This is a genomic window from Nocardioides sp. Root151 (assembly GCF_001427925.1).
In the GTDB taxonomy this organism is placed as follows: Bacteria; Actinomycetota; Actinomycetes; order Propionibacteriales; family Nocardioidaceae; genus Nocardioides.
In genome coordinates this window covers 195,803-221,482 of sequence record NZ_LMGG01000004.1, presented here as the reverse complement: position 1 = coordinate 221,482, position 25,680 = coordinate 195,803, and the positions used below count along the sequence as shown (strand labels likewise).

The window sequence follows — 25,680 nt, the reverse complement described above, 5'->3', positions numbered from 1 at the left end:
CGCGACGTCCCAACCCTCGACGCGGCTAGGGTCTGGTCCATGACCTTCTCGATCGTGGCCCGGTCCGACGACGGCGAGTCGTGGGGAGTCGCCGTGGCGTCGAAGTTCCTCGCCGTGGGCAACGCCGTACCGGCGGCCGTCGCGGGCATCGGAGCCATCGCCACCCAGGCCAACGCCAACGTCTCCTACAAGGGCCTGGCCCTGGCCCATCTCGACGAGGGCGCCACCGCCTCGGTCGCCCTCCAGCGACTGCTCGAGGAGGACCCCGACCGCGACCACCGCCAGGTCGGCATCGTCGACGTCGACGGCGGCGCGGCCTCCCACACCGGACCGGCCTGCTTCGACTGGGCCGGCGGGCTGACCGGCGAGGGCTACGCGATCCAGGGCAACATCCTCACCGGGCCCGAGGTGGTCGAGGCGATCGAGGCTGCCTGGCTGGCGGGCACAGACCGGCCCTTCGCGGACCGGCTGCTCGCCGCCCTGCGCGCCGGGGACGAGGCCGGCGGCGACCGCCGCGGCCGGCAGTCGGCGGCCCTGCTCGTCGTGCGCGAGGAGGCCGGGTACGGCGGCCACGACGACGTCGCGGTCGACCTTCGCGTGGACGACCACACCGCTCCGGTCACCGAGCTGGCCCGCCTGCTCGAGCTGAACGACCTCTTCCTCACCGCGACCAGCGAGGAGGACAAGGTGGAGGTCACGCCCGAGCTCGACGCCGAGATCACTGCACTGGTGCGGGCTCTGGGCCACGACGACCTTCTCGAGTGGGCCGGCACCGAGAACTACGAGATGCGCGTGGCGCCCAGTGGGTCGTGGATAGACCAGCGGGTGCTGGCCATCCTGCGTGCCACCGAGGACCCCGCATGAGCACCCCATCCGAATGCTCACTCCGTTCCGCTTCGCACGGGGACCCCGCATGAGCATCCTCGCCATCGATGCGGGCACCACCGGTGTCACCGCACTCGTGGTCACGCCCGAGGGCACCATCGCCTCCCGCGGCTACCAGGAGTTCGGTCAGCACTTCCCCCGTCCCGGTTGGGTGGAGCACGTGCCCGAGGAGATCTGGCAGGCCACCCTCGAGGCCACACGCACTGCGATCGCGGGCTACGACGGAGAGCTCAGCGGCATCGGCATCACCAACCAGCGCGAGACGATCATGCTGTGGGACCGCGAGACCCTCGGCTCTCCGCGGCGCGCGATCGTCTGGCAGGACCGGCGTACGGCCGACATCTGCACGCGGTTGCGCGACGCCGGCCACGAGGAGCGGGTCACCGAGCTGACCGGGCTGCGCCTCGACCCCTACTTCTCCGGCACCAAGTTGATGTGGCTCGCCGAGAACGAGCCGAACACCTGGGCCCTGGTCACCTCGGGGCGCTACGCGATCGGCACCGTCGACTCCTACCTGATCGCCCGCATGACGCGCGGCACCTGGCACGTCACCGACGTCTCGAACGCGTCACGCACCCTGCTCTTCGACCTGACCACCGGCGACTGGTCAGACGAGCTGTGCCAGCTGTTCGGCGTACCCCGTGAGGCGCTGCCCGACCTCGTGCCCAACTGGGGCGAGGTCGCGGTGACCGATCCCAAGACGTTCTGCGGGCTCTCGCTGCCGATCGCCGGCATCGCCGGGGACCAGCAGTCGGCCCTGTTCGGCCAGACCTGCTTCGATCCCGGCGACTCGAAGTGCACCTACGGCACCGGTTCGTTCATCCTCACCAACACCGGCACCGAGCTGGTCCGCAGCGACGCGGGGCTCCTGACCACGGCGGCCTGGCGCGCGCCGTCCGGGGAGCTCACCTACGCCCTCGAGGGGGCGATCTTCGTGACCGGCGCGGCCGTGCAATGGTTGCGCGACGGACTCCAGATCGTCGGCACGGCCGCGGAGACAGCGGCCATCGCGGCGAGCGTGCCCGACTCCGAGGGTGTCGTGTTCGTGCCGGCGCTGACCGGGCTGGGGGCACCTCACTGGGACCCACTGGCCCGCGGCCTCATCATCGGCCTGACCCGCGGCACCACGCGCGGCCACATCGTGCGGGCCACCCTCGAGGCGATCGCCTTCGAGGTGCGCGACGTGCTCGAGACCATGCCGTCGCTGGCCTCACTCAAGGTCGACGGCGGCGCCTCGGCCAACGACCTTCTCTGCCAGGTGCAGGCCGACCAGATCGGCCTACCGGTCGAGCGCCCGAAGATCGTCGACACCACTGCCCTGGGGGCAGCCTTCCTGGCCGGGCTCGGCACCGGCGTCTGGGAGAGCACCGACGACCTGCGCGAGACCTGGCTGCTCGACCGCAGCTTCTCCCCCACCGACGGCGTACGTGAGAAGGCAGACGCCGCCCACGCGAAGTGGATCGACGCGGTCAACCGATCGAAGAACTGGGCCGACGCCTGACGGTGCTCGAGGAGCGAGTGTCTCGAACCCGCCTCAGCGTTCGAGACGTTCGACCTTCGCGGCCGCACGCTGCCGGGCCAGGTCGGCCTCGCGTACGTCGTCGCGCGCCGACTCCACCACCTGCTGCGCATCGCCCAACTGGTCGTCGATCTGGTCCTGCTCCTCCTCGTGCTCGGCGAGCCGGCGACGCAGCTCGTCGATCTCGGCCTGCATCTGGAGGCTGCGCGCCTCGAGCTCGGCCACCTCGTCGGCGGCCGCGGTCAGTGCCTCGTTCGCGGCGTCTGCCTCACGCTCGGCCTCGGCGAGCTGCTGCCGTGCCGAGTCCAGCCGCTTCGCCTGCTCGTCCGGGTCGGGCACGATGTGCAACTCCGGCGGGTGCGACGCCGGAGCCTCGATCTGGCTCGGCGCGAAACCGGCGGCGTCGGGCACGGCGACGTACGCCGCCGCGTCGACGGCCTCGATGCCCGTGGAGGTCATGGCGTTGACCAGCAGCCCCGTGCGCACCGCAGCGCCGGCGGCCTCGTCGACCATGGCCGCGGTGAGCGTGGCCTCGACCTGGTCGGCCACCGAACCGGTGACCTTCTGGCCGTGCTCGACGGCCAATGCCCTTGCCTGCTGGGTGATCGCGGAGGTCAGCTGGCGGCGCTGCCGCGTGAGCGCGCGCAGCTCACTCGCGTCGAGCGAGGCCTGCGCCTCGCGCAGGGCGGCCCCCACCACCAGCACCTGGTCGACCTGGTCGGGGTCGCGGCGAACCAGCAGGTTGACCACCCACGCCGACGTGGACGGCTTCTTCAGTGCCTTGACCAGGTCGGCGAGCGGACGGTCGGTGGCGCGCAGCTCCTTGGCCAGCGCGTCGCGCGCGGGAGTGAACTCGGGAAGCGGCAATCCGTAGAGGGTGTCGGCTGCCTCGAGGAGCGTGGTCACGCCTTGATCCTAGTGATGCCGGACGGGCGGACCATTCGGGCATCACTCACGCCGTGCCCCGCAACCCTGCGGTGAGCATGTCGGTGGCGATGTCGATCAGCTCCTCGCGTGAGCTGCCGGTGGGCCTCTGCAGCGCAATGCGCAGGCAGGACGCCTGGGTGACACCCATCGTCACGAACACCAGGGCCTCCAGGCGCTCCGGAGACACCCCGGGAAGGTGGCGCATCGGGATGACCCGCGCCAGATTCACCAACCCGGCCTCGATCTCGGGCATCACGTTGGACTGCGTTCCCGAGGGAACTGCGTCCACCATCGCCAGGATCACCGGCGCGTGTCGCTCGAACGCGTCGGTCAACGTGGCAACCACCTCACGCACGGCCTCGCGGAGGTCGTGGTCGAGCGCACGGGCGACGCCGGCCATCAGGTCTGCGGCGATCTCGGTGACGGCCTCCTGGCGCAGCACCTCGAGGATTCCGGCCTTGTCGTCGAAGTAGCGGTAGAACGTTCCGCTGCTGACGTGGGCGCGCTCGACGATGGCCGAGGTGGTCAGGCGTTCGGAGCCGACCTCCTCCAGAAGTTGAACAGTCGCGTCGAGGAGGTCTCTTCGCATCCGGACGGCCCGCTGCTGCGTGGGCCTGATTCGCTGTCGTTGAGCCATGACGGAGCCCTTTCGCGGCCTGCCGGAGCGCGCCGAAAAAAGTGAATAGAACGTGAGACTTTCCCACTTTTATGCTGTTGAGCATGGCAGCCACACCCGTCGACGGAAAGACCCCGTCCAGCCTGCGCAACCGCGACGAGGCGTTGCGCCTGTTCGGTGACCGCGCCACGACGTACTTCGACGGCATGTGGCAGGGCGACCCCTTGGCCGATGCGTTCGTCGCCGACTTCGCGACCATCGGCCACGGCCGCGGCATGCGCATGCTCCGGCAGGCCTGCCGCGACGGTGTCGATGCGGTCGAGGACGCACCCGACTCGCTGCGGGCATTGTTCGCGCAGCTGGACGCCCGCCCGGGCTGGGTCGACCTGGCGAAGATCAACCGCGACTCACGCCACCTGGCCCGCTACACCCGGCAGGCCGGCATCGTGCTCGGCGCCGCGTCGCTGGTCAGTGGCTACGCCAACTCCGCCGCATCGCGTCCACTCGAGCTCACCGGTCGGTACGTCGAGAACGCGGGCATGCGCACCATCGAGGTCGGCTCGTGGCTCCTGGCGATCAACGCCGACCACGGCCTCGAGCGCGACCAGCCGGGCTTCGAGCTGACCGTGCGGGTCCGCATCATCCACGCGTTGGTGCGCCGCCAGCTGCTCGCCTCGCCCGACTGGGACACGGCTGCGTGGGGCGTGCCGATCTGCCAGGCCTATCTGGCCTACACGTTGATCGAGTTCTGCCTGATCCCGTTGCGCGGCATGCGCGCCATCGGTGCGGCGTACCTTCCCCGCGAGGTCGACGCCTACTACGACACGTGGCGCTACGTCGGTCACCTGCTCGGCATCGACGCGTCGCTGCTGCCCACCGACGCGGCCGAGCAGGGGGTGCTCGAGGACCTCTATCTGCTGACCCGGCCACCGGTCGACGACTACTGCGTCCGGCTCGTGGCCGCGATCAACGAGGACTTCCTCGTGCCCGAGATCGAGGAGCTCCTGCCACGCCGGCTGTACGACGTCGCACCGCCGGTCGTGCACGGCCTCGAGCGCATCTTCCTCGGCAACGACATCGCCACGGAGCTCAGCGTGCCGGCGACGAGACTCACCCCGTTGATCCGGCTGGTCGGCGCGCTGTTCCTCATGATCAATCTGGTCATCGACAAGATCCCCGGCACCCTGCCGATGCGCACCCGCATGGGTGAGCGCTATCGCGACAAGCAGGAGGTCCGGCTGCGTTCCCGCTACGGCGTCCGGCACGACCTCGTCGACGACTCCCCCGCCACCGGCCGACCTCATCCTGCCCGCACTCCCTGAGGTCGCTGGTCGAGCTTCAACGTGGAACATCCCGGTCATGGGGTGACTGTGATGTTCCACCTTGACGCCGGAGCTCATACTCCAGCTCCGTCGGATGCGGCGGCCACACCGACTCCTGCTGTTGCCCGGTCGGCGTCCAGCCGAGGTGTTCGTAGAGCCTCCGGGCGCGCCGGTTGGCGGAGAGGACCCAGAGGTGGATCCCGAGCCCACCGGCCGCCATCGCCCGCACGGCACCCTCCCGCCCCAGACCCTCGCCCCAGGAGTCGGGGTGCACGAAGAGGTGCCGCAACGAGCTGTCGTCGTACGCCGTGACGGCGCGCAGCCGACCGGGGCCGTCGACCACCTCGACCCGGACGGTCGGGTCGTCGAGCACGATGGCCCACCGCGCCATCACGTCGTCCTCGGGGAACGGGCCGGGGAAGACGTGGCCGAGGGCGGCCAGGTTGGCGTCGCGCTCCAGCTCCATCAGCGCCAGCACCTCGTCAGGAGCCGCACGGCGCCAAGTGGACGCCTGGGTCATTCCTCGTCGAGACCCTGCTCGATGGCGTAGCGGGTCAACTCGACCCGGTTGTGCAGCTGGAGCTTGCGGAGGGTGTTCTGCACGTGGTTCTGCACGGTGCGGTGCGAGAGCACGAGCCGCTCGGCGATCTGCTTGTAGGACATTCCCTTGGCCACCAGCCGGAGCACCTCGGTCTCGCGGTCGGTGAGCTTCGGGGTGCCGTCGTCAGTGGGTGCGTCGAGGAGCCGGCGGTACTCCCCCAGCACCAGGCCGGCGAGTCCCGGTGTGAAGACGGTGTCGCCCAGGGCCACCCGGCGTACGGCGTCGAGCAGCTCCTCGCGCGAGGCCGACTTCACCAGGTAGCCGGTGGCGCCTGCCTTGACGGCATCGAGCACGTCGCTCTGCTCGCCGGACGCGGAGAGGATCAGCACCCGCGTGGACGGGTCCTGGCGCACCACCTCGGCGGTCACCTCGACGCCGTTGGGCGCGGGGATCTGCAGGTCGAGCACGAGCACCTGCGGGCGGGCTGCCGGGAAGCGGGCCAATGCCTCGGACCCGTTGGCGGCGACCGCGACCACGTTCAGCCCTGCTGCTGCCAGGTCGCGTTCGACGGCATCACGCCACATCGGGTGGTCGTCGACCACCATCACCCGGATCGGCTCGTCCCCGCTCATCCGCATCCTCCTCGTGTCGCTCGAACCCTAGTGTGCGTGCTGGTAGCGGCCGCGGCGGTGCACGAGTGGCTCGCCGTCGTCACCGATCACGGCGTGCTCGACGGTGGCCGTCACCAGGTTCGACCAACCGACCTCGGTGACCGACTCGACGTGAACGCCGACCCACGTGGTGACCGTCGACAGCACCGGCCCCCACTCGGTGTCCGTCCAGGTGACGCCCTCGTCGAGCTGCGTGAACTGGCCGCCGGGTGCGGGGACGGTCCCGGCGAAGATGTCGGCCAGGTTGTGGTGCCGGTAGTGCAGCAGCGACACCGCCGCCGTGCCTGAGTCCGCCAGCAGGTCCATCAGGTCGGAGTCCGGGTCGATCAGGCCCAGGACCCGTCCGGGCTGGCCCGCGGCGACCATCAACGACGAGACGGTCAGGCCGGCGCGTTCCGACGGGGAGCCGCTGGTCCACAGCGTCACCTGCCCGCCGAGACGACCGCGGAGTCGACGGATCGGGTCACGCTCCCCGGGTGGTTCCAGGAACGGGTGCTCACGGTGGATGGTCACGACGAAGAGCCTAGGGGTAGTCGCGGGATCGTGAACTCCCACTCGGTGCCGGTCCCCGGCGTGGAGAAGAGCTCGGCCGTGCCGCCCAGGTCACGGATCCGGCCCCGGATCGACTCGGAGACCCCGAGCCTGCCGTCGGCGTCCGCCGCCTCGAGCCGACCCTCGGGGATGCCCGGCCCCTCGTCGCGCACGCTGACCACGATGCGGTCGCCGAGGTCCTCGAGCAGCACCCAGGCCCGGGCGTCCTCGCCGACGTGGACCGCGACGTTGTCGAGGCAGGCGCCCACGGCGGCGGTGATCTCCGCGACCTCCGGCTGGGGCAGGTCGACGGCCACGCCGGGCGTGACCACGCTGACCACCGGTGGCTTGCGGTTGCCCAGGCGTTCGAGCACGCCGCCGAGATCGGCGACCGCCGACTCCGGGGTCTGCAACGTGTCCTGCTGGCGGATCAGTGACCGCAGCGCCTGCTCCTGCTCCCCCGCCAACCGGCCGAGCTCGGCACCCTCACCGCCGAGCTCGGGGGCCTTGCGCTGGGTCAACGCCAGGACCTGCAGCACCCCGTCGTGCACGGCGCGAGCCAGGCGGGCGCGTTCCTCGGCGATCGCCGCGGCGCGCTCGGCACGGTCACGCTCGGCGGCCATCCGCTGGAGGGAACCGCACATGTAGCCCACGATCGGGCCGGCGATCATCAGCAGGAACACGTGCCCGTAGTTGGTCTGGGTGATGTTCGGCCGGATCAGCAGGTCGGTCGCGGACAGCACCGTCGCGGCGACCAGCGCGCCGGCCCACCGCCAGTGGATCGCCCATGCCATCAGGGCTCCGGCGATCCAGAATCCGGGGACGGTCGCGTTGAAGCCGTCGCCCTTGACCAGGGGTGTGGACACCAGCGCACCGAACGCGATCGCGAGGTCGGCCACCAGCAACGCGGGGACCCGCCGACGCTGGTCGTCGTACGCCCAGATCGCGACAGCCGTCCAGAGCACCATCACCGCAACCACGGTGAGCCCGAGGCCGCGATGGGTGAAGTTGTCGAAGCGGAAGACGGTCAGCCCGACCGTGTTGGCGATGAGGACGACGCGCAGCACGGCCAGTGCCCGGAACATGCGGTTCTCGACCGCGAGGGCAGCGTCGCGCGGTCCGGCGTCGCGTCCGGACGGCAGGGCCCCCGCGTGGCTCAGGACGCCTGCTTCGACGCGCCGGTGCCCTTGTCGCCAGTGCCCTTGTCGCCAGCGTCCTTCGCGGCGGCGGCTTCCTTCTCGAGTCGCTTGGACTCTTCCTTCGCGCGCGTGGCGTACATGTCGACGTACTCCTGGCCGGAGAGGTTCATGATCTCGTACATGATCTCGTCGGTGATCGAGCGCAGGATGTAGCGGTCGTTCTCGAGGCCCTCGTAGCGCGAGAAGTCCAGCGGCTTGCCGAAGCGCACGATCGGGCGGGTCACCTTGCCGAACTTCTTGCCGGGCGGCGCCACGACGTCGGTGCCGACGACCGCCACCGGGATCACCGGCACACCGGTCTCGAGGGCCAGCCTGGCGACGCCCGTCTTGCCGCGGTAGAGCTTGCCGTCGTGGGAGCGAGTTCCCTCGGGGTAGATGCCGAAGAGCTCTCCGCGGCCGAGGACGGCCTTGGCCGAGAGCAGGGCACCCTCGGCGGCGTTGGCGCCCGAGCGGTCGATCGGGATCTGGCCCGATCCGCGGAAGAAGTGCTTCTGGAAGAAGCCCTTGAGGCCGGGGCTGGTGAAGTACTCCGCCTTGGCCACGAACGAGACCCGGCGCGGCAGCGTCAAGGGCATGAAGAGCCAGTCGGCGTACGACAGGTGGTTGCTGGCGAGGATGCCCGGTCCCGTCTCGGGGACGTTCTCGAGGCCCTCGGCCTGCGGCCGGAAGATGACCCGGAGCAACGGCCCGATGGCGATGAACTTCAGGAACCAGTAGAACACCCGGCTGTCCCTCCTCGTCGACGTCCTCGCGGCCACCACGTGATCAGCGGCCACGTCGAAGAGTAGCCCCCTTTTGATTTGTCCGGGGAGCCACCCGTCGGCCCCGGAATGGGGCACAATCCCGGTGTGCCCACCGATGACCGCGTCGCTCCCCTGTCCGCGTCCGCCCGCCCCGAGGCCACCAGCACTCCGGACCTGCGGGTCGGCGTCCTCCTCAGCCACGGGTTCACCGGCTCCCCCGCGTCGATGCGTCCCTGGGGGCAGTTCCTGGCCGACCACGGGTACGCCGTCGAGGTGCCTCGCCTTCCCGGCCACGGCACCACGTGGCAGGACATGAACCTCACCACCTGGGACGACTGGTACGCCGAGGTCTCCAAGTCCTTCGACAAGCTGGTCCGCGAGAACGACGTGGTCGTCGTCGGCGGACTCTCGATGGGCGGCGCGCTGGTCCTTCGCCTGGCGGCGGACCGGCCCGACGACGTGGCCGGCGTCCTGCTCGTGAACGCGGCGGTGGCCTCCACCAACAAGCAGCTGGTCGCGGTGCCCGTCGTACGCCGGTTCGTGAGGTCGATGCCCGGCATCGGCAACGACATCAAGAAGCCGGGCGGTGACGAAGTCGGCTACGACCGCACTCCGCTCAACGCGCTGCACTCGATGGTGCGGGCCTGGAAGCCGCTGCGTGCAGACCTGTCGCGGGTCACCGCACCGATCCGATTCTTCCGCTCGGCGGAGGACCACGTCGTGGACCCGTCGTCGGTCCAGGTGGTCCGCTCGGGCGTGTCCTCGACCAGCTTCGAGGAGCGCCTCCTGCCCGACAGCTATCACGTGGCCACCCTCGACAACGATGCCCGGACGATCTTCGAGGAGTCCCTGGAGTTCATCCGCGGCGTCAGCGCCACCGAGGGTGCGGACTCGGTCTGAGCACCTTCTCCAGGTGCCTCGTAGGCTGGGCAGCGTGGAACGGGACGAGGACGCTCTCTGGAGGGAGATCGTCGACAACTACGACACGGCTCCGGACGACGGCGAGCTGCCCGAGGCCGAGCGCCGCCTCCAGACCGAGGACGTCGCCGAGGCGCCCGAGGCCGAGCGCCGCCTCCAGACCGAGGACGTCGCCGAGGCGCCCGAGTCCGGCCCGCCCTCCGACGCGGTGGAGCCCGAGCCCCAGCTCTTTGCCGTTCCCCTCCCCGTGCCCGAGCCCGAGGAACCTCCGGAGCTGCGCTCCTGGAACGACGAGGGCCGCTACGTCCCGCCCCCGCCGGAGCGCATCCCCCTGCCCGAGCCACCCCGGTTGCTGGGCTGGCTCGGCGTCTTCCTGGCCCCGGTGATCGCGTTGGTCGCCCTCGTGCTCGGCCACCCGTTCCGCGGGCTGCTCGCCCTGCTGCTGGTGGGCTGGTTCGTCGGCGGCTTCCTCTACCTCGTGCACACCATGCCCGACGACCCCCGCGACCCGTGGGACGACGGCTCCCGCGTCTAGCGACCCGTCGCCAGTTCTTGTCGACCCGTCGCCAGTTCTTCGCACGCACGCCAACTCACGACAGGTCGATCCGAACCAGCGACAGGTCAGCGGTGGCGGGCAAGGTCGGCGGCACCGACGAGCCCGGCCTCGGGGCCGAGCTGCGCGGCCACCAGCGGCGGAATGCGTCGGTGACCCGCACCCACCAGTGAGCGCAGCAGCGCGGTGCGGGCCGGTTCGAGGAGCCGGTCGCCCGCCGCGGAGAGTCCCCCGCCGATCACGAGTCGCGCGGGGTCGAAGGCGGCCACCAGGTTGGCCAACCCGACACCGAGCCAGTCCCCGACATGACCGAAGGCCTCGTGGGCGAGGAGGTCACCTTCCTCGGCGGCCTGCGTGACCATCGGGCCGTTCAGCGCTGCCGGGTTCCCGCCGCACAGGTCCTCGAGGATCGACGGGCCGCTGCCCAGCCGCTCCCGGGCGAACCGGACCAGCGCGTTGCCGCTGGAGTACTGCTCCCAGCAGCCTCGCCCGCCGCACTCGCAGTCGGCACCGTCGGGCACCACCTGCATGTGCCCGAACTCGCCGGCCATGCCGTTCCAGCCACGATGCAGCCGGCGACCGAGGACGACCCCACCGCCGATGCCCGTGCCCATCGTCACCACGATCGCGTCGTCGACGTCCCGGGCAGCGCCGTACGTCGCCTCGGCGTGGGCGGCCGCGGTGGCGTCGTTCTCGAGGGCGACCGGCACCTGCCAGCGCTCCTCGAGCATCGCCCGGACCGGTGCGTCGACCCAGGGCAGGTGCGGGGCGAACATCACGCGCTCGCCGGTCGCGTCCACGAACCCGGCGGCGGCCAGGCCGACGCCCAACACCTCGTCGTCGCCGGAGACGTCGTGCAGCGCACGGGTCAGGGCCGCCTCGACCTGGTCGGCCTCGACGCGACGCCCCGGGGTGGCGCGCCGCGACGTGCGCACCACGCGACCCTCGGCGTCCACCACGCCGGCGAGCACCTTCGTGCCCCCGATGTCGATACCGACCCACACGCCGCTCATCGGGTCAGCGTCGAGCCAGGTCGGCGGCGCCGATCAGGCCGGCCGTGTTGCCCAGGGTGGCCAGCCGCAGCTCGGCGACCGGGCGGTGGCCACTGCCGGTCAGCTGCGCTTCGTACGTCGTGCGCATCGGCTCGAGCACGAGGTCGCCGGCCTCGGCCACTCCTCCGCCGAGCACGATCACGCCGGGGTCGATGACTGCCGCGAGCTGCGCGGCACCCTCACCCAGCCAGCCGCCGAGCTCGGCGAGGCGGGCGATCGCGAACGCGTCGCCGGCCTTGGCGGCCTCGGTGATCATCGGGCCCTCGATGGCCTCCACGTCGCCGCCGGCCAGCTCGAGTACGGCGGACGCGGCCCGCGCGTCCTTCGTGGCGGCCGCCCGGGCCTGGGTCTCCAGGGACGTGCCCGAGCCGTACTGCTCCAGGCAGCCTCGCTGGCCGCACCCGCACTGGCGGCCCTCGCGTTCGATGCGGATGTGGCCGATCTCGCCGGCGATGCCGAAACCGCCACGGTAGAGCTGGCCGTCGACCACGATCCCGCCGCCGACACCGGTGCCGACCGCGACCATCAGCAGGTCGTCGGCGTCGACCGCGGCACCGTAGGTGAACTCACCCCATGCGGCGGAGTTGCCGTCGTTCTCGACGACCACGGTGAGCCCGCACGACTCCTCGAGGCGCCCCTTCAGGTCCTCGTCACGCCAGGCCAGGTTCGGGGCGAAGTAGACCGTCGCCCGGGCCGCGTCGATGAAACCGGCCGCCGAGATGCCCACACCCACGACATCGCGATCGGCGCGCAGGGTGGACACCATCTCGGCGATGGACTCGACGATCGCCGCCGCGTCCTGGGCCGGTGACTCGACCTTGGCCTGCTCGAGCACCTGACCCGACTCGTCGACCAGGCCGCCTGCGATCTTCGTTCCACCCACGTCCACACCGATGGTCAGGCTCATGTGTTCAGTCCTCCGGCCAGTCCGCGTCGAGGTCGATGTGTTCGACTCCGTCGTCACGCTTCTTCGCGTCGTCGGGCACCGCACTGGCCATCAACGCTGCCGCGGCGTGCATCAACGACGCGCCCGCGACGGCCAGGTGGTTCTTCACCTCGGGGCTCAGCTCGCGCACCACGTGGACCGCCCGGCAGATCGGGCAGTAGGTGCACTCGGCAGCGCCGGTGGCGAGGTGCTCGTTCACATCATGGGCGGCATGGGCCGCGGCGCCCGCGAGGTCGCCGACGCCGGCGCCGAGGTCGGCGCCGTGGGTGCGGGCCCAACCGGACAGGGCACCGAACAGCTTGGCCGCCTCGTCGGCGACCGAACCGACGTCGTCCGGTCCGGGTGTGCTCCCTGGGCGGGTGTCGTCCCCGTCGGTCACGTTGTTCTCTCCTCGAATCGGACGTGCAGTGCGCCCTCGCTGACCTTGGCGCCGCTGACCTGGTGCCGGGCTAACCCGGCAGGCAGCGAGAGAAGACGACGATACGACCCCACGGTCACCACGAGTTCGTCGCCATGCCGCGCGAGATCGACGTCGGCCTTCTCGACGTTGGGCAGTGCCAGCTCGAGGACGGCGCCGGTCTCGGTGCGGGTGACCTTCATCGGCCCGTTGCCGGTGGGTGGTGCCAGCGGGTCCGTGCCGGCGTACACCTCGTCGGCCAGGCCGCGCAGGGCCTCGACGCCGACCGGCTCGCCGGTGCGGTAGACCGACCGCCAGATCGGCAGTCCCGGGAACGACTGGTCGACCTCGGTGAGCACCTTGGCCTGGGCCTCCACCCAGCCGGCCCGCCACGCGTCGCCCTCACCGACGGGGAAGACCCGGTTCGCGATGACGCCGTCGACGCGGTAGCCGAACAGGGACAGCGTCGTGAAGGAGCGGCGGGCCTCGGCGAGCACCACGGTCTCGGGCGTCATCACCAACCGCACGCTCGAGTCGGGGCCGGAGAGCAGTTCGCGCACCTCGTCGAGCTCGGCGTGCAGCCGCTCGACGGCGTCGAAGACGGAGTCGCCGGGCATGGGTACGCCGGCCGCGCGGGTCAGCACCGGCTTGAGCGCCTTGACCACCTTGCGCTCGAACGGGAAGACCCGCTGCATGTACCACCCGAGCGCCTCCGGCAGGGCGAGCAGTCGCAGGGTCTCCGCGGTCGGTGCACAGTCGACGACGATGACGTCCCACGTGCCCGAGAGGGCGTGCAGGCGCAGCTCGAGGAGGGCCAGCACCTCCTCGGCGCCGGGGATGACGGTGAGCTCCTCGGCCGCGACCGGGTCGACACCGACCACGTCGAGCACCGAGAGCAGGTAGCCCTGGATGTCGGCCCACGACTGCTCGAACCGTCGCTGGGCGTCGACCTGCTGCACGAAGAGGTTCTCGGCCACCTTGGTCGGCTCGGCGCCGACGGGCATGCCGAAGGCGTCGGCCAGCGAGTGCGCCGCGTCGGTGGACAGCACGAGGGTGCGCAGGCCACGGGCGGCAGCGAGTGCCGACGTACCGGCGGCGACGGTGGACTTGCCGACGCCGCCCTTGCCGGTGAAGAGGAGGATGCGCACGGTCAGGCGGGACCGGTCACAGGGACTCGACGTGCTTCTTGAGTCCCTTGAGCGCGGTGTCGATGAGGATCTTCTCGCCCTTGCGCTTGAGCATGCCGATCAACGGGATCGAGACGTCGAGGGACAGGCGGTAGGTCACCTCGGTGGAGCCGGCGCCGAGGGGCCGCAGGACGTAGGCGCCGTCGAGCGCGCGCAGCATCTTGCCCTCGACCAGGGTCCAGGTGACCTCACGGTCGCCATGCCAGGTGTAGGCGAGGGTGTACTCGTCCTTGATCGGCGAGACGTCGAGCTCGAAGAAGACCTGCGTGGCACGCCCGTCGTCGAAGGTGCCGAGCACGTCGGCGGTCTTCACACCCTTCGCCCACGCGGGGTACGCCGGGAAGTCGGCGATCACCTCCATCACGGACGCCGCCTCGGCGTCGATGACGATGGAGGACGTGGTCTGTTCGGCCATCGGTGTTTCCCCTTGGAGATGGGCGGTGTCGAGTCACGCGAGCCTACCGGATACCCGCGGTACGTGGATGGCCGGTAACGTGCGGGCGTACACCGTTCCCATGCAGTGCAGAAGGAGGCCGGCATGCGAGAGTTCGCCACGCCGTTGACCGTGGAGATTCCCGCGACTGGCAACGTGACCGACGACGTCGTCACCAATGCGCGTGACCACGCCGACTCGGTCGTGTTCAGTCGCCGGACCGGCGACGGTTGGGTCGACGTCACCGCCGCCCAGTTCCACACCGAGGTCACCGGTGTGGCCAAGGGACTCATCGCCGCCGGCATCGAGGCCGGTGACCGCGTCGCGATCCTCTCCAAGACCCGCTACGAGTGGACCCTCCTCGACTACGCCATCTGGTTCGCCGGTGCCGCGACCGTGCCGATCTACGAGACCTCCTCCGCCGACCAGATCGCCTGGATCCTGGAGAACTCCGGCACCAAGGCCGTCATCGCCGAGGGCGCCGACCACCTGGCCAAGGTCTCCGCCCTGCGCGGCAACCTGCCCGAGCTCAACCACGTGTGGACGATCGACGACAACGCCGTCGACGTACTCACCAGCCTGGGCGCCGACATCGACGACGAGACCCTGGAGAAGCGCCGGAGCGCGACCACGCCCCTCGACCTGGCCACCCTGATCTACACGTCCGGGACGACCGGCCGCCCCAAGGGCTGCATGCTCACCCACGGCAACTTCATGTTCGAGCTGGGTTCCGCGGTGCACGAGCTCGACCGGCTCTTCAAGGACGAGAACGGCTCGACGCTGCTGTTCCTGCCGCTGGCCCACGTGTTCGCCCGGATCATCCAGGTCGGTTGCGTCAAGGCACGGGTCCGCATGGGCCACTCGGCCGACATCAAGAACCTCGTGGACGACCTCGGCGTGTTCAAGCCGACGTTCATCCTCGCCGTGCCCCGCGTGTTCGAGAAGGTCTTCAACACCGCGTCGCAGAAGGCGTCGGCCGACGGCAAGGGCAAGATCTTCCAGCGTGCCGCCGACACGGCGATCGCCTGGTCCCGCGCGCAGGACGGCGGTCGGGTGCCCCTCCGGATCCGCGCCCAGCACGCACTCTTCGACCGGCTCGTCTACGGCAAGCTCCGCAACGCCCTCGGCGGCGAATGCCTGTACGCCGTCTCCGGTGGCGCACCACTCGGTGAGCGCCTGGGCCACTTCTACCGCGGCATCGGCCTGGTGATCCTCGAGGGCTACGGCCTGACCGAGACCACGGCGGCGCTGACCGTGAACCTGCCCGACGCCCAGAAGGTCGGCACCGTGGGACGCCCGCTCGGTGGCACGTCCGCCCGCATCGCCGACGACGGCGAGCTGCTCTTCAAGGGCGGCCAGGTCTTCGCCGGTTACTGGGACAACGAGCAGGCCACCTCCGAGGCGCTGACCGACGGCTGGTTCCACACCGGTGACGTGGGAGAGCTCGACGACGAGGGCTTCGTCCGCATCACCGGCCGCAAGAAGGAGATCCTGGTGACCGCCGGCGGCAAGAACGTCGCCCCGGCCGTGCTCGAGGACCGCCTGCGCGCCCACGCCCTGATCAGCCAGTGCATCGTGGTCGGCGACGGGGAGCCCTTCATCGGCGCGCTGGTCACCATCGACCCGGAGTCCTTCCCGCACTGGGCGCTCGAGAACGGCAAGAGCGGGTCGATCGCCGACCTGGTCGACGACGAGGACCTCCGCGCCGCAGTTCAGTCAGCGGTCGACGACGCCAACAACGCCGTCTCCAAGGCCGAGTCGATCCGCAAGTTCACCATCCTGCCGATGGACTGGACCGAGGAGGACGGCCAGCTCACGCCGTCGCTCAAGCTGAAGCGCAACGTCGTCATGCGCGAGCACCGCGCCGACGTGGCCGCGCTCTACGGCCACTGATCCACATCCTTCGCGGTGCCTCCGGCCGACAGGTCGGGGGCACCGCGTTCATTTCAGGCGGGTCACTTCAGGCGGGTCACTTCTCGCCGATCTTGCGGGCCACCGCGACGCGCTCCAGGGCCGTGGGGTGGCTGCCGAACCAGAACTGCGACCACGCCGGTGGCGTCGGGTCGCACACCGCGCCCAGGCACAGCTCGCGTTGCAGGTCCACCATGGCCGAGGCCGGGGTCACCGCGAGTGCGTCCACGTCGGCGCGCATCTCGATCCTGCGACTGATCGTGTTCTCGACCGGGCTGACGAAGAAGGTCGCCAACGCCAGCAGCGCCAGCACGGTCGCCACGGCGCGGGGGTCGGCCAGTCCCTCGACGCCGGCCCGCCTGCGCAGGCCCGGTCGGCCCATGATCAGTCCGAGCAGGCCCACCCCGACCAGTGCGCCGAAGGCACCGAGCGCGGTGCCGACCAGCACGTCGTCGTGCTTGGCGTGGGCGAGCTCGTGGGCCACCACCGAGAGCACCTGCTCGTCGGGCTGGTGGTCGACCAGGTTGTCGTAGACCACCACGCGCCGGGTGCCGCCGAAGCCGGAGACATAGGCGTTCAGGGTCGTCGTACGACGCGAGGCGTCGGCGACCAGCACGTCGTCGACCGCGACACCCTCCTGGTCGGCCAGGGCCAGGATCTCCTGGCGCATGGGCCCGTCGGGCATCGACGAGAAGTCGTTGAACACAGGCTCGACCACCACGGGGTAGAGGAACGAACCGCCCAGGAGGAGGACGACGTAGATGCCGGCCACGACGGCGGGCCACCAGGTGCGCCAGCGCCGGACGCAGCCGAAGAGCACGAGCAGGGCGATCGAGGTGAACACGATCGCGAGGCCGAGCCCCTTGACCTGGTCGAGCGCCCAGCCGCCCAGCCCCTGCGTGGTGAGCCCGTAGTCCACACGGTGGTCGCGCAGGGCCACCGCGAAGGGCAGCGTCGCCAGCCGTCCGATGACGAGCACGGCAGCGGTGAGCCCGACGACCGTGACCGGCCACGGCCAGGACCGACGGCCCAGGAGCCGGGTGCCGAGCCGGGTGAAGCCGAGCACGCACGAGACCACGAGCGAGACGGCGAGCGACGACCAGCTCAGGATGCGCGACAGGCGCGCGAACTCCTCACCGCGCTCCAGCTGTGCCCTCGTGAGCACGTCGGTGGCCGGAACGGGATCGGGAGCGCCTCCCGGGACCGGCTGCCACGGCACGAGCACGGCCGCGACCAGCACGAAGAGCAACGCCCCGCCCAGGGTCAGCACCCACAGCTGGCGACGGGTCACGAGGCCGGTCCGCTGCTCCCCCGCGATCACCGTGCCAGTCTCTCGAGCTCCCTGCGCCACCGTTGCACCAGTTCCTTCTCGCCGAATCCGTAGACCTGCTGGAGTGCAGCGCCCACCGGTGCGCCGTCCGACACCTCGTCGTACAGCCTCAGCAGGTCCTGCTCGGAACCAGTCTGCGCCAGCAGCCGACAGGCCAGCCACGCGGCCTCGTACGACGCCCCGAGGTGGGTGGTGTGCGTGTCGAACTCGTTGCCCGCCGGCAGGTGCCGGGGCGCCCCGTCCCGGCGTACCTGCGCCAGGACCTGGCCCGCGGTGACCGACAGGGGCAGGGTGGCGTCGCGCAGCGCCACGTAGTCGGCGAAGCCCTCGAGCAGCCACAGCGGCGTGTTCGACGCGGTCGCGGCGCCCGTGGCCACGTGCACGAGCTCGTGGGTGGTGACCACCTGGGCACCGTTGCGTCGTAGCCCCGAGAAGACCTCCGGGTTCACGAAGACGTGCACCGGCGCCGACGGAGAGAGCGACCCGTCGACCGTGGTGGTCACCGCGGCGATCTCGGCGTACTCCCCGGGGTCGGCGGCCAGCACCCCGTCGAGCTGCTCGTCGGACTCCGGCACCACCATCACGAGCTTCTGGCGCCACGGCGGGAGGACCTCCCCGACCGCACGCACCGCCACCCTGGCCTGCCGCGCGAACCGGTTGACGGGCTGGTCCCCCGCTGCCATCACGAGCGCCTGCGGAGTGCGGCTTACGTTGAGCGCGGTGGCCAGCCACAGGGGCGTACGACGACCGCCGCCACCGACGTCGACCAGCACCGCGTGGTCGCCCTCGCGCGCGAAGACGAACGTGACCTCGGCGTGGGCCTCACGTGGGTCGTAGCCGGCGAAGCGCCAGGTGGTGTCCACCGCGGCGGCCCACTGTCCGTCCGGGAGCGTGGCGGTGAGGGCGGCATCCTCGTCGACGTAGCGGACCGTGAAGCCGGCGACGCGGAGCTTCTCGGCGTTGTCGACCGCGGTCTCGGCCAGCTCGCCGGCGTCGGGGTGGAGTCGCGCCCGGTCGCGCGCGCCGACCGCCGTCTGCAGGTCCGCCAGCGCCGCGGCGGCGAGGTCCTGGCGGGCCGACGGTGAGTCCAGGACCCGCGGCGTCCCGGCGTCGTCGTCCTGGCGGAGCCAGAAGGCGAGCACGCCCGCCACAAGGGCAAGCGAAAGGCCGGCCACCCACCAGAGTGGGCGACCGGCCTTCGATGCTGAGCTGTCGTTCAGGGTGGTGCCGATCAGCCCGGGCGGACTGCGCCGGAGTACGGCATGGAGAAGACCCCGGCGGTGGTGACGCCGCTGCCCGGGTTGGCCGCGTGCACGATCATGCCGTTGCCGATGTACATGCCGACGTGGCTGACCGGGCTGTAGTAGAACACCAGGTCGCCGGGCTGCAGGTCGCCCGAGGAGACGCTCGTGCCGGAGCCCATCTGGGCGCTCGAGGAGTGCGGCAGGCCGACCCCGGCCTGCGCCCACGCCATCATGGTCAGGCCGGAGCAGTCGAACGCGCTCGGACCGGCTGCGCCGTAGACGTAGGCGTCGCCGACCTGGGCCATCGCGTAGTTCACCGCAGCGGCGGCACGGCCGGAGGCCGGCACGTTGGTGGGCAGACGCGTGGTGCCGCGGCTGGCCTCGGTGTCGAGCCGGGCCCGCTCCTCTTCCTCGAGCTTGCCGAGCAGCTCCTTGGCCTCGGCGAGCTTGGCGTCGGCCTCGTCCTTGTTCTCCTCGAGGTCGGCCTGGGCGTCGGCGAGCTCGTCGGCGCGCTCCTGGGTCGCCTCGCGGCGGATCTCCAGGGAGTCGGTCTCACGGGTGTAGTCCGCGACCGTGTCGGCCTGCACGTCGTTGTAGTTCGAGACCGTGTTGAGGTCGGAGAGGAACTCGTCGGGGCTGTTGGAGAGCACCAACTGGCCGGTCGTCGAGATGTCCTGGCCTTCGTACTGCGCGGCCACGGCGTCGCTGACCGTGCTGGTCATCGAGTCGACCTTGGCCTGCTGCTTCTTCTCGTCGGCCTTCAGGGCGGCGAGGTCGGCCTCGAGGTCGTCGAGCTTGAGCTTTGCGTCGTTGGAGCGCTCGGAGGCCTGCTCTGCCTGGTGGTAGAGCTTGTCGACGCGGGCCTTGACATCGTCGATGTCAGGCTCGGCGTTGCCCGGCGCTGCGGGGATGGCGGTGATGCCGATGACTGCAATGGCGCTGCTGGCCAGGCCAGCAAGAATGCGCTTCCGTCCGTGGTGCATGTAGCGGACGTACTCCCTCTTTGTCGACGCCTACCGGGTGAGCTGACGGGTTCGGGCACAAAGAAGCCCTACACACGCTCCACGGATCGCTCCGCCTTGCGTGTGATTCACCCCAGGGATACGTGGGTCCCCGGTTTCTCCGCCTCGGACTTCCCCGTCCGCGGCATCGAATTCGGCGTGGCACCCGAGCCGGTCCTGTTTGACCAACTGGTACGGGCACCTGAAGCAGCAAGATTAGACGTGGTTGCACTCCGCGGCAAACCCTCGGAGCGGATGTCGCGGGGTGTTTCATGCCACGGCGGCGCGCCGTGACGTGTCATGCGTCACACCAGCCCCACGCGAGGCAGCGTGGGAGCTGTCGGCTCGGCCGGGGCAGGCCGGGCGGGAGGCGGGCTCAGGCGGACTCGACCTCAGGACCGGCCAGCGGCGTCACCATGCGCAGCGGCGGCACCAGGCCCGAGTCGGCGAGCACGTCGAGGGCCCGCTGCTCGTCGTCGTCGAACGCCAGCTCGGGCGGCGGCCCGAGCAGCACGGTCACCACACAGTCGTGGCAGGCCAGGCCGCGGACTTCGCAGCTGTCACAGTCGATTCGCAAGGTCATGGGTGTCCTCGTCTCTCATCGGTCCGGGAGGGGAAGTTCCCGGCTGTGACGCACTCTGGCAGTGACCACCGACAACGGTCCGGGACCGCCGGACCACACACCGGGCAGCGGGCCGGTCGGCCCGACCGCGGGGCGGTCTCGGGGCTCAGCGGGCGAGGAGGGCCACGAGCGCCGACGAGGCCATCGGCTTGGCACCGGACCGGCGTACGTCGCCGGCGATCTCCCGGTCGGAGGAGACGACCACCACGACCCGTCCCTGTGGCTCGGCCGCGACGAGGTCGCGGATGACGTCGTCGGCGATGACGCCCTCGGGACTGAAGAGCACCTTGACGCCGCGGGGCGCGTTGACCGGGCCGCGCGAGGACTGCGCTGCCGCGTCGAACACGACGGTGGTGTCGACCCCGGTGCGCGCGATCAACGGCGCGAGCCCGTTGAGGAGGCGGATCCGCTGGGCCTCGAGCGTCGAGTCGGGCCAGGCCGTCTTGCTGACGTTGTAGCCGTCGATGATCAGCCGCGCCCGGGGCATGGCGAGGAACTGTTCGAGCAGCGCCGGGCTGGACGGGCCCAGCGAGCCGGCCGCGCTCGGCGTACGCGTGCCGGCGAGCGCGAGGTCGGCCTCGACGGCGTCCGCCGGAGAGCCGGTGACGGTCGGCAGGGCCAGCTCGCGGCGCAGTCCCTGGCCGGCATCGAGCAAGGTGTCGAGCAGGACCCGGGCACGGAGGGTGGCGGCGTCCTTGTCGGTGCGCACCTCGCGGCGGGCGGCCGACAACGTGGCCTGGAGCTCTTCGACCTGGGCGCGCAGGCGTCGGGACTCGGACTCGGCACTGGCCAGGCCGGCCTCCGCCTTGAGTCGCACCTCCTCGGCCAGCACGATCGCCTTCTCGGCATCGGCGCTGGTCGAGCGTCCGGAGGCCCGGGCCTCCCCCAGCTTGCGACGCAGGGACGCGTTCTCGGTCTTGAGCTCGGCGACCTGGTCCTTGTGCTCGGCCTTGAGCTGCTTGATGCGCCCCTCGGCCTGGTCGACCTTCGCCTGGAGCCGCTCGAGCTGGGCAGTGTCGACGGTGGCCTCACCGGTGCCGATGCGCGCACACGCGTCGGCGTACGAAGCCTCCCACCCCTCCGGACGCAGGAGCCACAGGAACGCCGCCAGCTCCACCGGGTCAGCCGCCTCGGGGGCGACACCGTCGCCGATCGCCTCCGCGAGGTCGGGCTGGGTGGCCGCGACCTGGGTGGAGAGGTGGCCGCGGAAGTCGTCGTCGGTCTCGAGGGCCGCCGCGATCTGGGTGCCGCCGAGCCGGGCCCGGCGGTTGGGGGCGAAGGACGCGACCTTGCGCAGGGAGGCCGGCAGCTCGCTCACCTTCGGCAGGGCGTCGGCGGCGAGGGAGAGCACGCGGGCGCGCACCGGCTCGGGCATCTGCCCGCCGGTCCGCTCCGCTGCGCCCGTCGCCATGGGTCAGTCCTTGGCCGGGTCCTCGGACACGGCCGCCTCGTTGCGGTCGATCAGCTCGATCGCGTCGTCGCGACCGCACCAGCGGCAGGACACCGACTCGACGGTCTCGGCCTTCACCTCGGTGCTCTCGACGACCGGCTCCCCGGACAGGTCGAAGTGCCAGTACTCCGCCGTACGGCGTGTGCGGGTCACGTCGAAGCGCGTCAGGTTGCCGCACCCACCACACCGCCAACGGTTGGTCGTGTCGGGAATCTGTGCGGTCACGGGGGCTCCTTCAGGGTTGCTTGACGAACATCCCCAGCCTATGGGGCGCGCCCTGCCGGGATTGTCGGTGCCCACATCTAGCGTCGGGGACATGAGCAATGCGGTTCAGGGTGCGCCTTCCCGATGGGAGGTGCAACGCAGTTTCGACGAGCTCGGCCGACCCCTCCGCGACATCACCTTCTGCGTGGTCGACCTCGAGACCACCGGGGGTTCGGCGGCGGCGGGTTCGATGATCACCGAGATCGGCGCGGTCAAGGTGCGCGGCGGCGAGATCCTCGGCGAGTTCCAGACCCTGGTGAACCCCCACGACACCATCCCGCCCTTCATCGCCGTGCTGACCGGCATCACCAACTCGATGGTCGCCGACGCTCCCCCGATCGAGTCCGCGCTGCCTGCGTTCCTCGAGTTCGCCGCCGGCTGCGTGCTGGTGGCCCACAACGCACCCTTCGACGTCGGGTTCCTCAAGCACTTCGCCGAGCAGCAACAACGCCCGTGGCCGCGCTTCGAGGTGCTCGACACCGCCAAGCTGGCCCGCCGGGTGATCACCCGGGACGACGCCCCCAACTGCAAGCTCTCCTCCCTGGCGGTGCTGTTCAACGCCGACACCACGCCCAACCACCGGGCACTCTCCGACGCCCGCGCGACCGTCGACGTGCTCCACGGGCTGATGGAGCGCCTGGGCGCCCTCGGCGTGCACACCCTCGAAGAGCTCCAGACCTTCTCCTCCCGGGTCAGCTCGGCGCAACGCAAGAAGCGCCACCTCGCCGAGCGGCTCCCCCATGCACCGGGCGTCTACCTCTTCCGCGACGCCAGCGACCGGGTCCTCTACATCGGCACGTCCCGCGACCTGCGCACCCGTGTGCGTTCCTACTTCACGGCCTCCGAGACCCGCTCGCGCATGGGTGAGATGGTGCGGCTCGCCACCAAGGTCACCGGCATCGAGTGCGCCACCGTGCTCGAGGCCCAGGTCCGCGAGCTGCGCCTGATCGCCGAGCACAAGCCGACCTACAACCGCCGCTCGCGCTTTCCCGAGAAGGTGCACTTCCTCAAGCTCACTCGCGAAACGTGGCCGAGGCTGTCCCTGGTCCGCAAGGTGCTCGACGACGACGCCGACTACCTCGGACCCTTCTCGTCGCGGCAGACCGCCGAGCGCTCGTTGGCCGCCCTGCACGAGGCCTTCCCGATCCGCCAGTGCACCGACCGGCTCGGCGCCACCCCGACCCGCTCCCCCTGTGTGCTGGCCGAGATGGACCGTTGCCTCGCGCCCTGCGACGGCAGCACCGACGAGTCGGCGTACGCCGCCGTGGTCAGCAGGCTGCGCGACACACTGCTCCACGACCCCGACGAGGTCGTCGAGACGATCAACCAACGCATGGCCCAGCTCGCCGACGACGAGCGCTTCGAGGAGGCCGGGGTGCACCGCGACCGGTTGGCCTCGTTCCTCCGCGCCGCGGCCCGCACCCAGCGGCTCTCCGCCCTGTCCCGGTGCACCGAGGTGGTCGCGGCCCGCCGCGAGGACAACGGTCGCTGGTCGGTGCACGTGGTGCGCCACGGGCGCCTGGCGGCCGCCGGCGTGATCCCCGCCGGCACCGACGCCCACCAGTTCGTCGCCGACCTGAAGGCCTCCGCCGAGGCCGTCGCCGACGCACCCGGCCCGGTGCCCGCCGCCTCGGCCGAGGAGTCCGAGAAGGTGCTCACCTGGCTCGAGTCCGACGGCATCCGCCTGGTCGACGTCGACGGCGAATGGACCTGCCCGCTGCGTGGTGCGCGCCGCCACCTCGCCCTGCACGACGCGGTGAACCAGTCGCGGTTGTCCCTCGTGCCCTTCGACGACCGCCGCGACATCACGACCGTCCACCAGCCCGCCCGGTGACCCCGCATCCACCCTGAGTCGGTCCACGCCCGTCCGGGTCACCCGCTACCGTTGACCGTGTGATCACCGCCATCGTCTTCGTCCACGCCGACGTCTCCCGCATCCCCGAGGTCGCCGAGTCGATCGCCGCCCTCGAAGGGGTCAGCGAGGTCTACTCGGTCACCGGGGAGATCGACCTGATCGCCCTGGTGCGCGTGAAGAACCACGACGACGTCGCCGACGTCGTCGCCGATCGCCTCAACAAGGTCGACGGGGTCACCGCCACCGAGACGCACATCGCGTTCCGTGCCTACTCCCAGCACGACCTCGAGTCCGCGTTCTCCCTCGGCCTGGACTGACCGCAGCGGCTGCGGCCAGCAGCATCTCCCCAACGCCGACCCGAGGACGCCGCTAGCCTTCGCCCATGGACTGGCTCTCCGACCACTGGCTCGACATCCTCGGGTGGGGTGGCAGCACACTGCTGGTCTTCTCCCTGATGCAGGCCCGCGTGCTGCGCTTCCGGGTGCTCAACCTGGTCGCCTGTCTCGTCCTGGCCGTGTTCAACGGGCTCCTGGAGATCTGGCCGATGCTCGCCATGAACATCGTGCTCAGCGTGATCAACCTCTGGTTCATCGTGAGGCTGGTCTCGGCGCGTGACGACGCCACAGTCTTCGAGGTGCTCGAGGTCCGGCCCGACGACGCGTACGTCGCCCACGTGCTGCGCGGCAACCGGGCCGACATCGTGAGATTCCAGCCGGACTTCGACGCTCCTGCGTCGGACGACACCGTCTTCCTCGTCCAGAAGGGCCAGGAGACCGTCGGAGTCGTGGTGCTGGCCGTCGACGCCGGCACCGCCCACGTGCGACTCGACTACGTGACGCCGCGATTCCGCGACTTCTCGCCCGGCCGGTTCGTGTGGCGCAGCAGCAGCCTGCTCCGCGACCACGGCATCCGGCGCGTGGTCACCTCTCCCACCATGGTCGGCCCCTACTACGACAGGCTCGGCTTCACCCACGACGGCTCGTCGTACGCGCTCGACGTGTAGCCGGTCACTCCCCGGCCCGACGTACGACGAACGTCGGCGGCGTGGTCAGGCTGCGACCCACGACGCAGTAGCGCTCGGTGGCCGCGGCCAGCTTCGCGAGGAGCGCGTCGTCGGCGCTGGTCTCCAGCTCGGCGACCACCACGACGTCGCAGACCCCGACGGGTGCGTCGCGGTCGAGGCCGAGGGTGCCCCGGGCGTCGAAGGTGCCGTCCACCCGCAGGTGGGCGCCGGCAATCTCCACGCCGTACGCCGTCGCGACGGCACGGAGCGTCACTCCGGCACACGCAAGAAGGGCCTGGAGCAACAGGTCGCCACTGCAGGCGTCGTCGCCGGTGCCACCGGTGGCCGGGTGCAGGCCGGCCCGGACCGGCCCGGCGAATCCCTCGACGGTGCAGGTGACCCCGTCGTCCCGGTAGTCAGCGACGGCCGACACGGGGGTGACGGCGTCGGACGGGTTCGTGCGGTAGCGCGCCTTGAGCGGCGCCTGCGCGGCTCGCAGTTCCTCGGCATCCATGCGTCCATGGGAGCACGGAACAGCCCCCGGAGTGGAGAAGCGTCGG

28 protein-coding genes and 1 riboswitch are annotated in these 25,680 nt (G+C 70.8%); of the genes, 9 read left to right on the top strand and 19 right to left on the bottom strand.

Annotated features, from left to right (window positions below):
- Positions 1–39: 39 nt before the first annotated feature.
- Together ASD66_RS09585 and ASD66_RS09580 are read left to right on the top strand one after the other, a co-directional pair.
- Positions 40–864 carry a DUF1028 domain-containing protein gene (locus ASD66_RS09585; RefSeq protein ID WP_056676653.1) on the top strand — a complete coding sequence of 275 codons (825 nt, stop codon included), beginning with the start codon at positions 40–42 and terminating at the stop codon, positions 862–864.
- Positions 865–913: 49 nt separating this feature from the next.
- Positions 914–2,386 (top strand): FGGY family carbohydrate kinase, encoded by a 1,473-nt coding sequence (locus ASD66_RS09580; RefSeq protein ID WP_056891417.1) that lies wholly within the window; start codon positions 914–916, stop codon positions 2,384–2,386.
- Between the two features lie 33 nt (positions 2,387–2,419).
- Here the strand turns inward: ASD66_RS09580 and ASD66_RS09575 are convergent, their stop codons facing one another.
- Together ASD66_RS09575 and ASD66_RS09570 are read right to left on the bottom strand one after the other, a co-directional pair.
- A complete protein-coding gene (locus ASD66_RS09575; RefSeq protein WP_056676650.1) occupies positions 2,420–3,310 on the bottom strand; it encodes a hypothetical protein in 891 nt (296 codons plus the stop codon).
- A 46-nt stretch (positions 3,311–3,356) separates the two neighbouring features.
- Positions 3,357–3,968, bottom strand: coding sequence for a TetR/AcrR family transcriptional regulator (locus tag ASD66_RS09570; RefSeq protein WP_082599426.1), 612 nt, complete (start codon positions 3,966–3,968; stop codon positions 3,357–3,359).
- A gap of 83 nt (positions 3,969–4,051) precedes the next feature.
- Here ASD66_RS09570 and ASD66_RS09565 point away from each other — a divergent pair, with 83 nt between their 5' ends.
- Complete coding sequence (locus ASD66_RS09565) at positions 4,052–5,269, top strand: oxygenase MpaB family protein (protein ID WP_162254261.1); 1,218 nt, start codon at positions 4,052–4,054, stop codon at positions 5,267–5,269.
- A gap of 16 nt (positions 5,270–5,285) precedes the next feature.
- On the opposite strand, the gene ASD66_RS09560 is transcribed toward ASD66_RS09565, so the two are convergent.
- Genes ASD66_RS09560 through ASD66_RS09540 form a run of 5 tightly spaced genes read right to left on the bottom strand, consistent with a single transcriptional unit; the run spans position 5,286 to position 8,933 of the window.
- A complete protein-coding gene (locus tag ASD66_RS09560) occupies positions 5,286–5,789 on the bottom strand; it encodes a GNAT family N-acetyltransferase (protein ID WP_056890799.1) in 504 nt (167 codons plus the stop codon).
- On the bottom strand, positions 5,786–6,448 hold the full coding sequence (locus ASD66_RS09555) for a response regulator (RefSeq protein ID WP_200949977.1): 663 nt from the start codon (positions 6,446–6,448) through the stop codon (positions 5,786–5,788). Before ASD66_RS09555 ends, ASD66_RS09560 begins: the two co-directional genes overlap by 4 nt.
- A gap of 21 nt (positions 6,449–6,469) precedes the next feature.
- Positions 6,470–6,994 (bottom strand): flavin reductase family protein, encoded by a 525-nt coding sequence (locus ASD66_RS09550; protein ID WP_056890798.1) that lies wholly within the window; start codon positions 6,992–6,994, stop codon positions 6,470–6,472.
- On the bottom strand, positions 6,991–8,154 hold the full coding sequence (gene macS, locus ASD66_RS09545; protein ID WP_268788285.1) for a MacS family sensor histidine kinase: 1,164 nt from the start codon (positions 8,152–8,154) through the stop codon (positions 6,991–6,993). Before macS ends, ASD66_RS09550 begins: the two co-directional genes overlap by 4 nt.
- Before the next feature lie 14 nt (positions 8,155–8,168).
- Positions 8,169–8,933, bottom strand: a complete 765-nt coding sequence (locus ASD66_RS09540; RefSeq protein ID WP_056676631.1) for a lysophospholipid acyltransferase family protein — start codon at positions 8,931–8,933, stop codon at positions 8,169–8,171.
- Between the two features lie 126 nt (positions 8,934–9,059).
- Here ASD66_RS09540 and ASD66_RS09535 point away from each other — a divergent pair, with 126 nt between their 5' ends.
- Positions 9,060–9,854 carry an alpha/beta hydrolase gene (locus tag ASD66_RS09535; protein WP_235530029.1) on the top strand — a complete coding sequence of 265 codons (795 nt, stop codon included), beginning with the start codon at positions 9,060–9,062 and terminating at the stop codon, positions 9,852–9,854.
- Positions 9,855–9,888: 34 nt separating this feature from the next.
- Entirely contained in the window at positions 9,889–10,407 is a 519-nt protein-coding gene (locus tag ASD66_RS09530; protein WP_056890797.1) for a hypothetical protein, read from the top strand.
- An 86-nt stretch (positions 10,408–10,493) separates the two neighbouring features.
- Here ASD66_RS09530 and ASD66_RS09525 read toward each other — a convergent pair whose 3' ends face one another.
- The 5 genes from ASD66_RS09525 to ASD66_RS09505 are packed head-to-tail and all read right to left on the bottom strand — an operon-like array spanning position 10,494 to position 14,422.
- Positions 10,494–11,438: an ROK family protein gene (locus tag ASD66_RS09525; protein WP_056890796.1), complete on the bottom strand. Its 945-nt coding sequence runs from the start codon at positions 11,436–11,438 to the stop codon at positions 10,494–10,496.
- Between the two features lie 4 nt (positions 11,439–11,442).
- Entirely contained in the window at positions 11,443–12,384 is a 942-nt protein-coding gene (locus ASD66_RS09520; protein WP_056676621.1) for an ROK family glucokinase, read from the bottom strand.
- Between the two features lie 4 nt (positions 12,385–12,388).
- Positions 12,389–12,802 carry a hypothetical protein gene (locus ASD66_RS09515; RefSeq protein ID WP_056676619.1) on the bottom strand — a complete coding sequence of 138 codons (414 nt, stop codon included), beginning with the start codon at positions 12,800–12,802 and terminating at the stop codon, positions 12,389–12,391.
- The gene (locus ASD66_RS09510; RefSeq protein ID WP_056890795.1) at positions 12,799–13,968 is read right to left on the bottom strand and encodes an ArsA family ATPase; all 1,170 of its coding nucleotides are present in this window, start codon (positions 13,966–13,968) and stop codon (positions 12,799–12,801) included. Before ASD66_RS09510 ends, ASD66_RS09515 begins: the two co-directional genes overlap by 4 nt.
- Before the next feature lie 16 nt (positions 13,969–13,984).
- Complete coding sequence (locus ASD66_RS09505; RefSeq protein WP_056676613.1) at positions 13,985–14,422, bottom strand: SRPBCC family protein; 438 nt, start codon at positions 14,420–14,422, stop codon at positions 13,985–13,987.
- A 123-nt stretch (positions 14,423–14,545) separates the two neighbouring features.
- Here ASD66_RS09505 and ASD66_RS09500 point away from each other — a divergent pair, with 123 nt between their 5' ends.
- Complete coding sequence (locus ASD66_RS09500) at positions 14,546–16,333, top strand: AMP-dependent synthetase/ligase (RefSeq protein ID WP_056676610.1); 1,788 nt, start codon at positions 14,546–14,548, stop codon at positions 16,331–16,333.
- A gap of 76 nt (positions 16,334–16,409) precedes the next feature.
- Here ASD66_RS09500 and ASD66_RS09495 read toward each other — a convergent pair whose 3' ends face one another.
- The 6 genes from ASD66_RS09495 to ASD66_RS09470 all read right to left on the bottom strand — a co-directional run bounded on the left by ASD66_RS09495 (position 16,410) and on the right by ASD66_RS09470 (position 22,223).
- On the bottom strand, positions 16,410–17,672 hold the full coding sequence (locus ASD66_RS09495; protein WP_235530028.1) for a M48 family metallopeptidase: 1,263 nt from the start codon (positions 17,670–17,672) through the stop codon (positions 16,410–16,412).
- Positions 17,669–18,856, bottom strand: a complete 1,188-nt coding sequence (locus ASD66_RS09490) for a hypothetical protein (RefSeq protein WP_156388620.1) — start codon at positions 18,854–18,856, stop codon at positions 17,669–17,671. Before ASD66_RS09490 ends, ASD66_RS09495 begins: the two co-directional genes overlap by 4 nt.
- 56 nt (positions 18,857–18,912) lie before the next feature.
- Entirely contained in the window at positions 18,913–19,908 is a 996-nt protein-coding gene (locus ASD66_RS09485; protein ID WP_056890793.1) for a C40 family peptidase, read from the bottom strand.
- An 11-nt stretch (positions 19,909–19,919) separates the two neighbouring features.
- A riboswitch (cyclic di-AMP (ydaO/yuaA leader) is annotated at positions 19,920–20,096 on the bottom strand.
- Between the two features lie 206 nt (positions 20,097–20,302).
- Positions 20,303–20,509, bottom strand: a complete 207-nt coding sequence (locus ASD66_RS09480; RefSeq protein WP_056676602.1) for a hypothetical protein — start codon at positions 20,507–20,509, stop codon at positions 20,303–20,305.
- A gap of 145 nt (positions 20,510–20,654) precedes the next feature.
- The gene (locus ASD66_RS09475) at positions 20,655–21,959 is read right to left on the bottom strand and encodes an NYN domain-containing protein (RefSeq protein ID WP_056890792.1); all 1,305 of its coding nucleotides are present in this window, start codon (positions 21,957–21,959) and stop codon (positions 20,655–20,657) included.
- A gap of 3 nt (positions 21,960–21,962) precedes the next feature.
- Positions 21,963–22,223, bottom strand: coding sequence for a hypothetical protein (locus tag ASD66_RS09470; protein ID WP_056676597.1), 261 nt, complete (start codon positions 22,221–22,223; stop codon positions 21,963–21,965).
- A gap of 91 nt (positions 22,224–22,314) precedes the next feature.
- Here ASD66_RS09470 and ASD66_RS09465 point away from each other — a divergent pair, with 91 nt between their 5' ends.
- From ASD66_RS09465 to ASD66_RS09455, 3 genes are all read left to right on the top strand, one after another.
- The gene (locus ASD66_RS09465; RefSeq protein ID WP_056890791.1) at positions 22,315–24,096 is read left to right on the top strand and encodes a DEDD exonuclease domain-containing protein; all 1,782 of its coding nucleotides are present in this window, start codon (positions 22,315–22,317) and stop codon (positions 24,094–24,096) included.
- 59 nt (positions 24,097–24,155) lie between these two features.
- The gene (locus ASD66_RS09460; RefSeq protein ID WP_056676591.1) at positions 24,156–24,434 is read left to right on the top strand and encodes an Lrp/AsnC family transcriptional regulator; all 279 of its coding nucleotides are present in this window, start codon (positions 24,156–24,158) and stop codon (positions 24,432–24,434) included.
- A 65-nt stretch (positions 24,435–24,499) separates the two neighbouring features.
- Positions 24,500–25,120 carry a YgjV family protein gene (locus ASD66_RS09455; RefSeq protein WP_056890790.1) on the top strand — a complete coding sequence of 207 codons (621 nt, stop codon included), beginning with the start codon at positions 24,500–24,502 and terminating at the stop codon, positions 25,118–25,120.
- A 4-nt stretch (positions 25,121–25,124) separates the two neighbouring features.
- On the opposite strand, the gene ASD66_RS09450 is transcribed toward ASD66_RS09455, so the two are convergent.
- Positions 25,125–25,634 carry an OsmC family protein gene (locus tag ASD66_RS09450; RefSeq protein WP_056676583.1) on the bottom strand — a complete coding sequence of 170 codons (510 nt, stop codon included), beginning with the start codon at positions 25,632–25,634 and terminating at the stop codon, positions 25,125–25,127.
- Positions 25,635–25,680 lie beyond the last annotated feature (46 nt).

What these genes read in the sequence shown, in the direction of transcription:
- ASD66_RS09585 (WP_056676653.1), top strand. Translation starts at nt 40, where the DNA reads ATGACCTTCTCGATCGTGGCCCGGTCCGACGACGGCGAGTCGTGGGGA.
- ASD66_RS09580 (WP_056891417.1), top strand. Translation starts at nt 914, where the DNA reads ATGAGCATCCTCGCCATCGATGCGGGCACCACCGGTGTCACCGCACTC.
- ASD66_RS09570 (WP_082599426.1), bottom strand. Translation starts at nt 3,968, where the DNA reads ATGGCTCAACGACAGCGAATCAGGCCCACGCAGCAGCGGGCCGTCCGG.
- ASD66_RS09565 (WP_162254261.1), top strand. Translation starts at nt 4,052, where the DNA reads ATGGCAGCCACACCCGTCGACGGAAAGACCCCGTCCAGCCTGCGCAAC.
- ASD66_RS09560 (WP_056890799.1), bottom strand. Translation starts at nt 5,789, where the DNA reads ATGACCCAGGCGTCCACTTGGCGCCGTGCGGCTCCTGACGAGGTGCTG.
- ASD66_RS09555 (WP_200949977.1), bottom strand. Translation starts at nt 6,448, where the DNA reads ATGCGGATGAGCGGGGACGAGCCGATCCGGGTGATGGTGGTCGACGAC.
- ASD66_RS09525 (WP_056890796.1), bottom strand. Translation starts at nt 11,438, where the DNA reads ATGAGCGGCGTGTGGGTCGGTATCGACATCGGGGGCACGAAGGTGCTC.
- ASD66_RS09520 (WP_056676621.1), bottom strand. Translation starts at nt 12,384, where the DNA reads ATGAGCCTGACCATCGGTGTGGACGTGGGTGGAACGAAGATCGCAGGC.
- ASD66_RS09505 (WP_056676613.1), bottom strand. Translation starts at nt 14,422, where the DNA reads ATGGCCGAACAGACCACGTCCTCCATCGTCATCGACGCCGAGGCGGCG.
- ASD66_RS09500 (WP_056676610.1), top strand. Translation starts at nt 14,546, where the DNA reads ATGCGAGAGTTCGCCACGCCGTTGACCGTGGAGATTCCCGCGACTGGC.
- ASD66_RS09485 (WP_056890793.1), bottom strand. Translation starts at nt 19,908, where the DNA reads ATGCACCACGGACGGAAGCGCATTCTTGCTGGCCTGGCCAGCAGCGCC.
- ASD66_RS09480 (WP_056676602.1), bottom strand. Translation starts at nt 20,509, where the DNA reads ATGACCTTGCGAATCGACTGTGACAGCTGCGAAGTCCGCGGCCTGGCC.
- ASD66_RS09475 (WP_056890792.1), bottom strand. Translation starts at nt 21,959, where the DNA reads ATGGCGACGGGCGCAGCGGAGCGGACCGGCGGGCAGATGCCCGAGCCG.
- ASD66_RS09465 (WP_056890791.1), top strand. Translation starts at nt 22,315, where the DNA reads ATGAGCAATGCGGTTCAGGGTGCGCCTTCCCGATGGGAGGTGCAACGC.
- ASD66_RS09455 (WP_056890790.1), top strand. Translation starts at nt 24,500, where the DNA reads ATGGACTGGCTCTCCGACCACTGGCTCGACATCCTCGGGTGGGGTGGC.
- ASD66_RS09450 (WP_056676583.1), bottom strand. Translation starts at nt 25,634, where the DNA reads ATGGATGCCGAGGAACTGCGAGCCGCGCAGGCGCCGCTCAAGGCGCGC.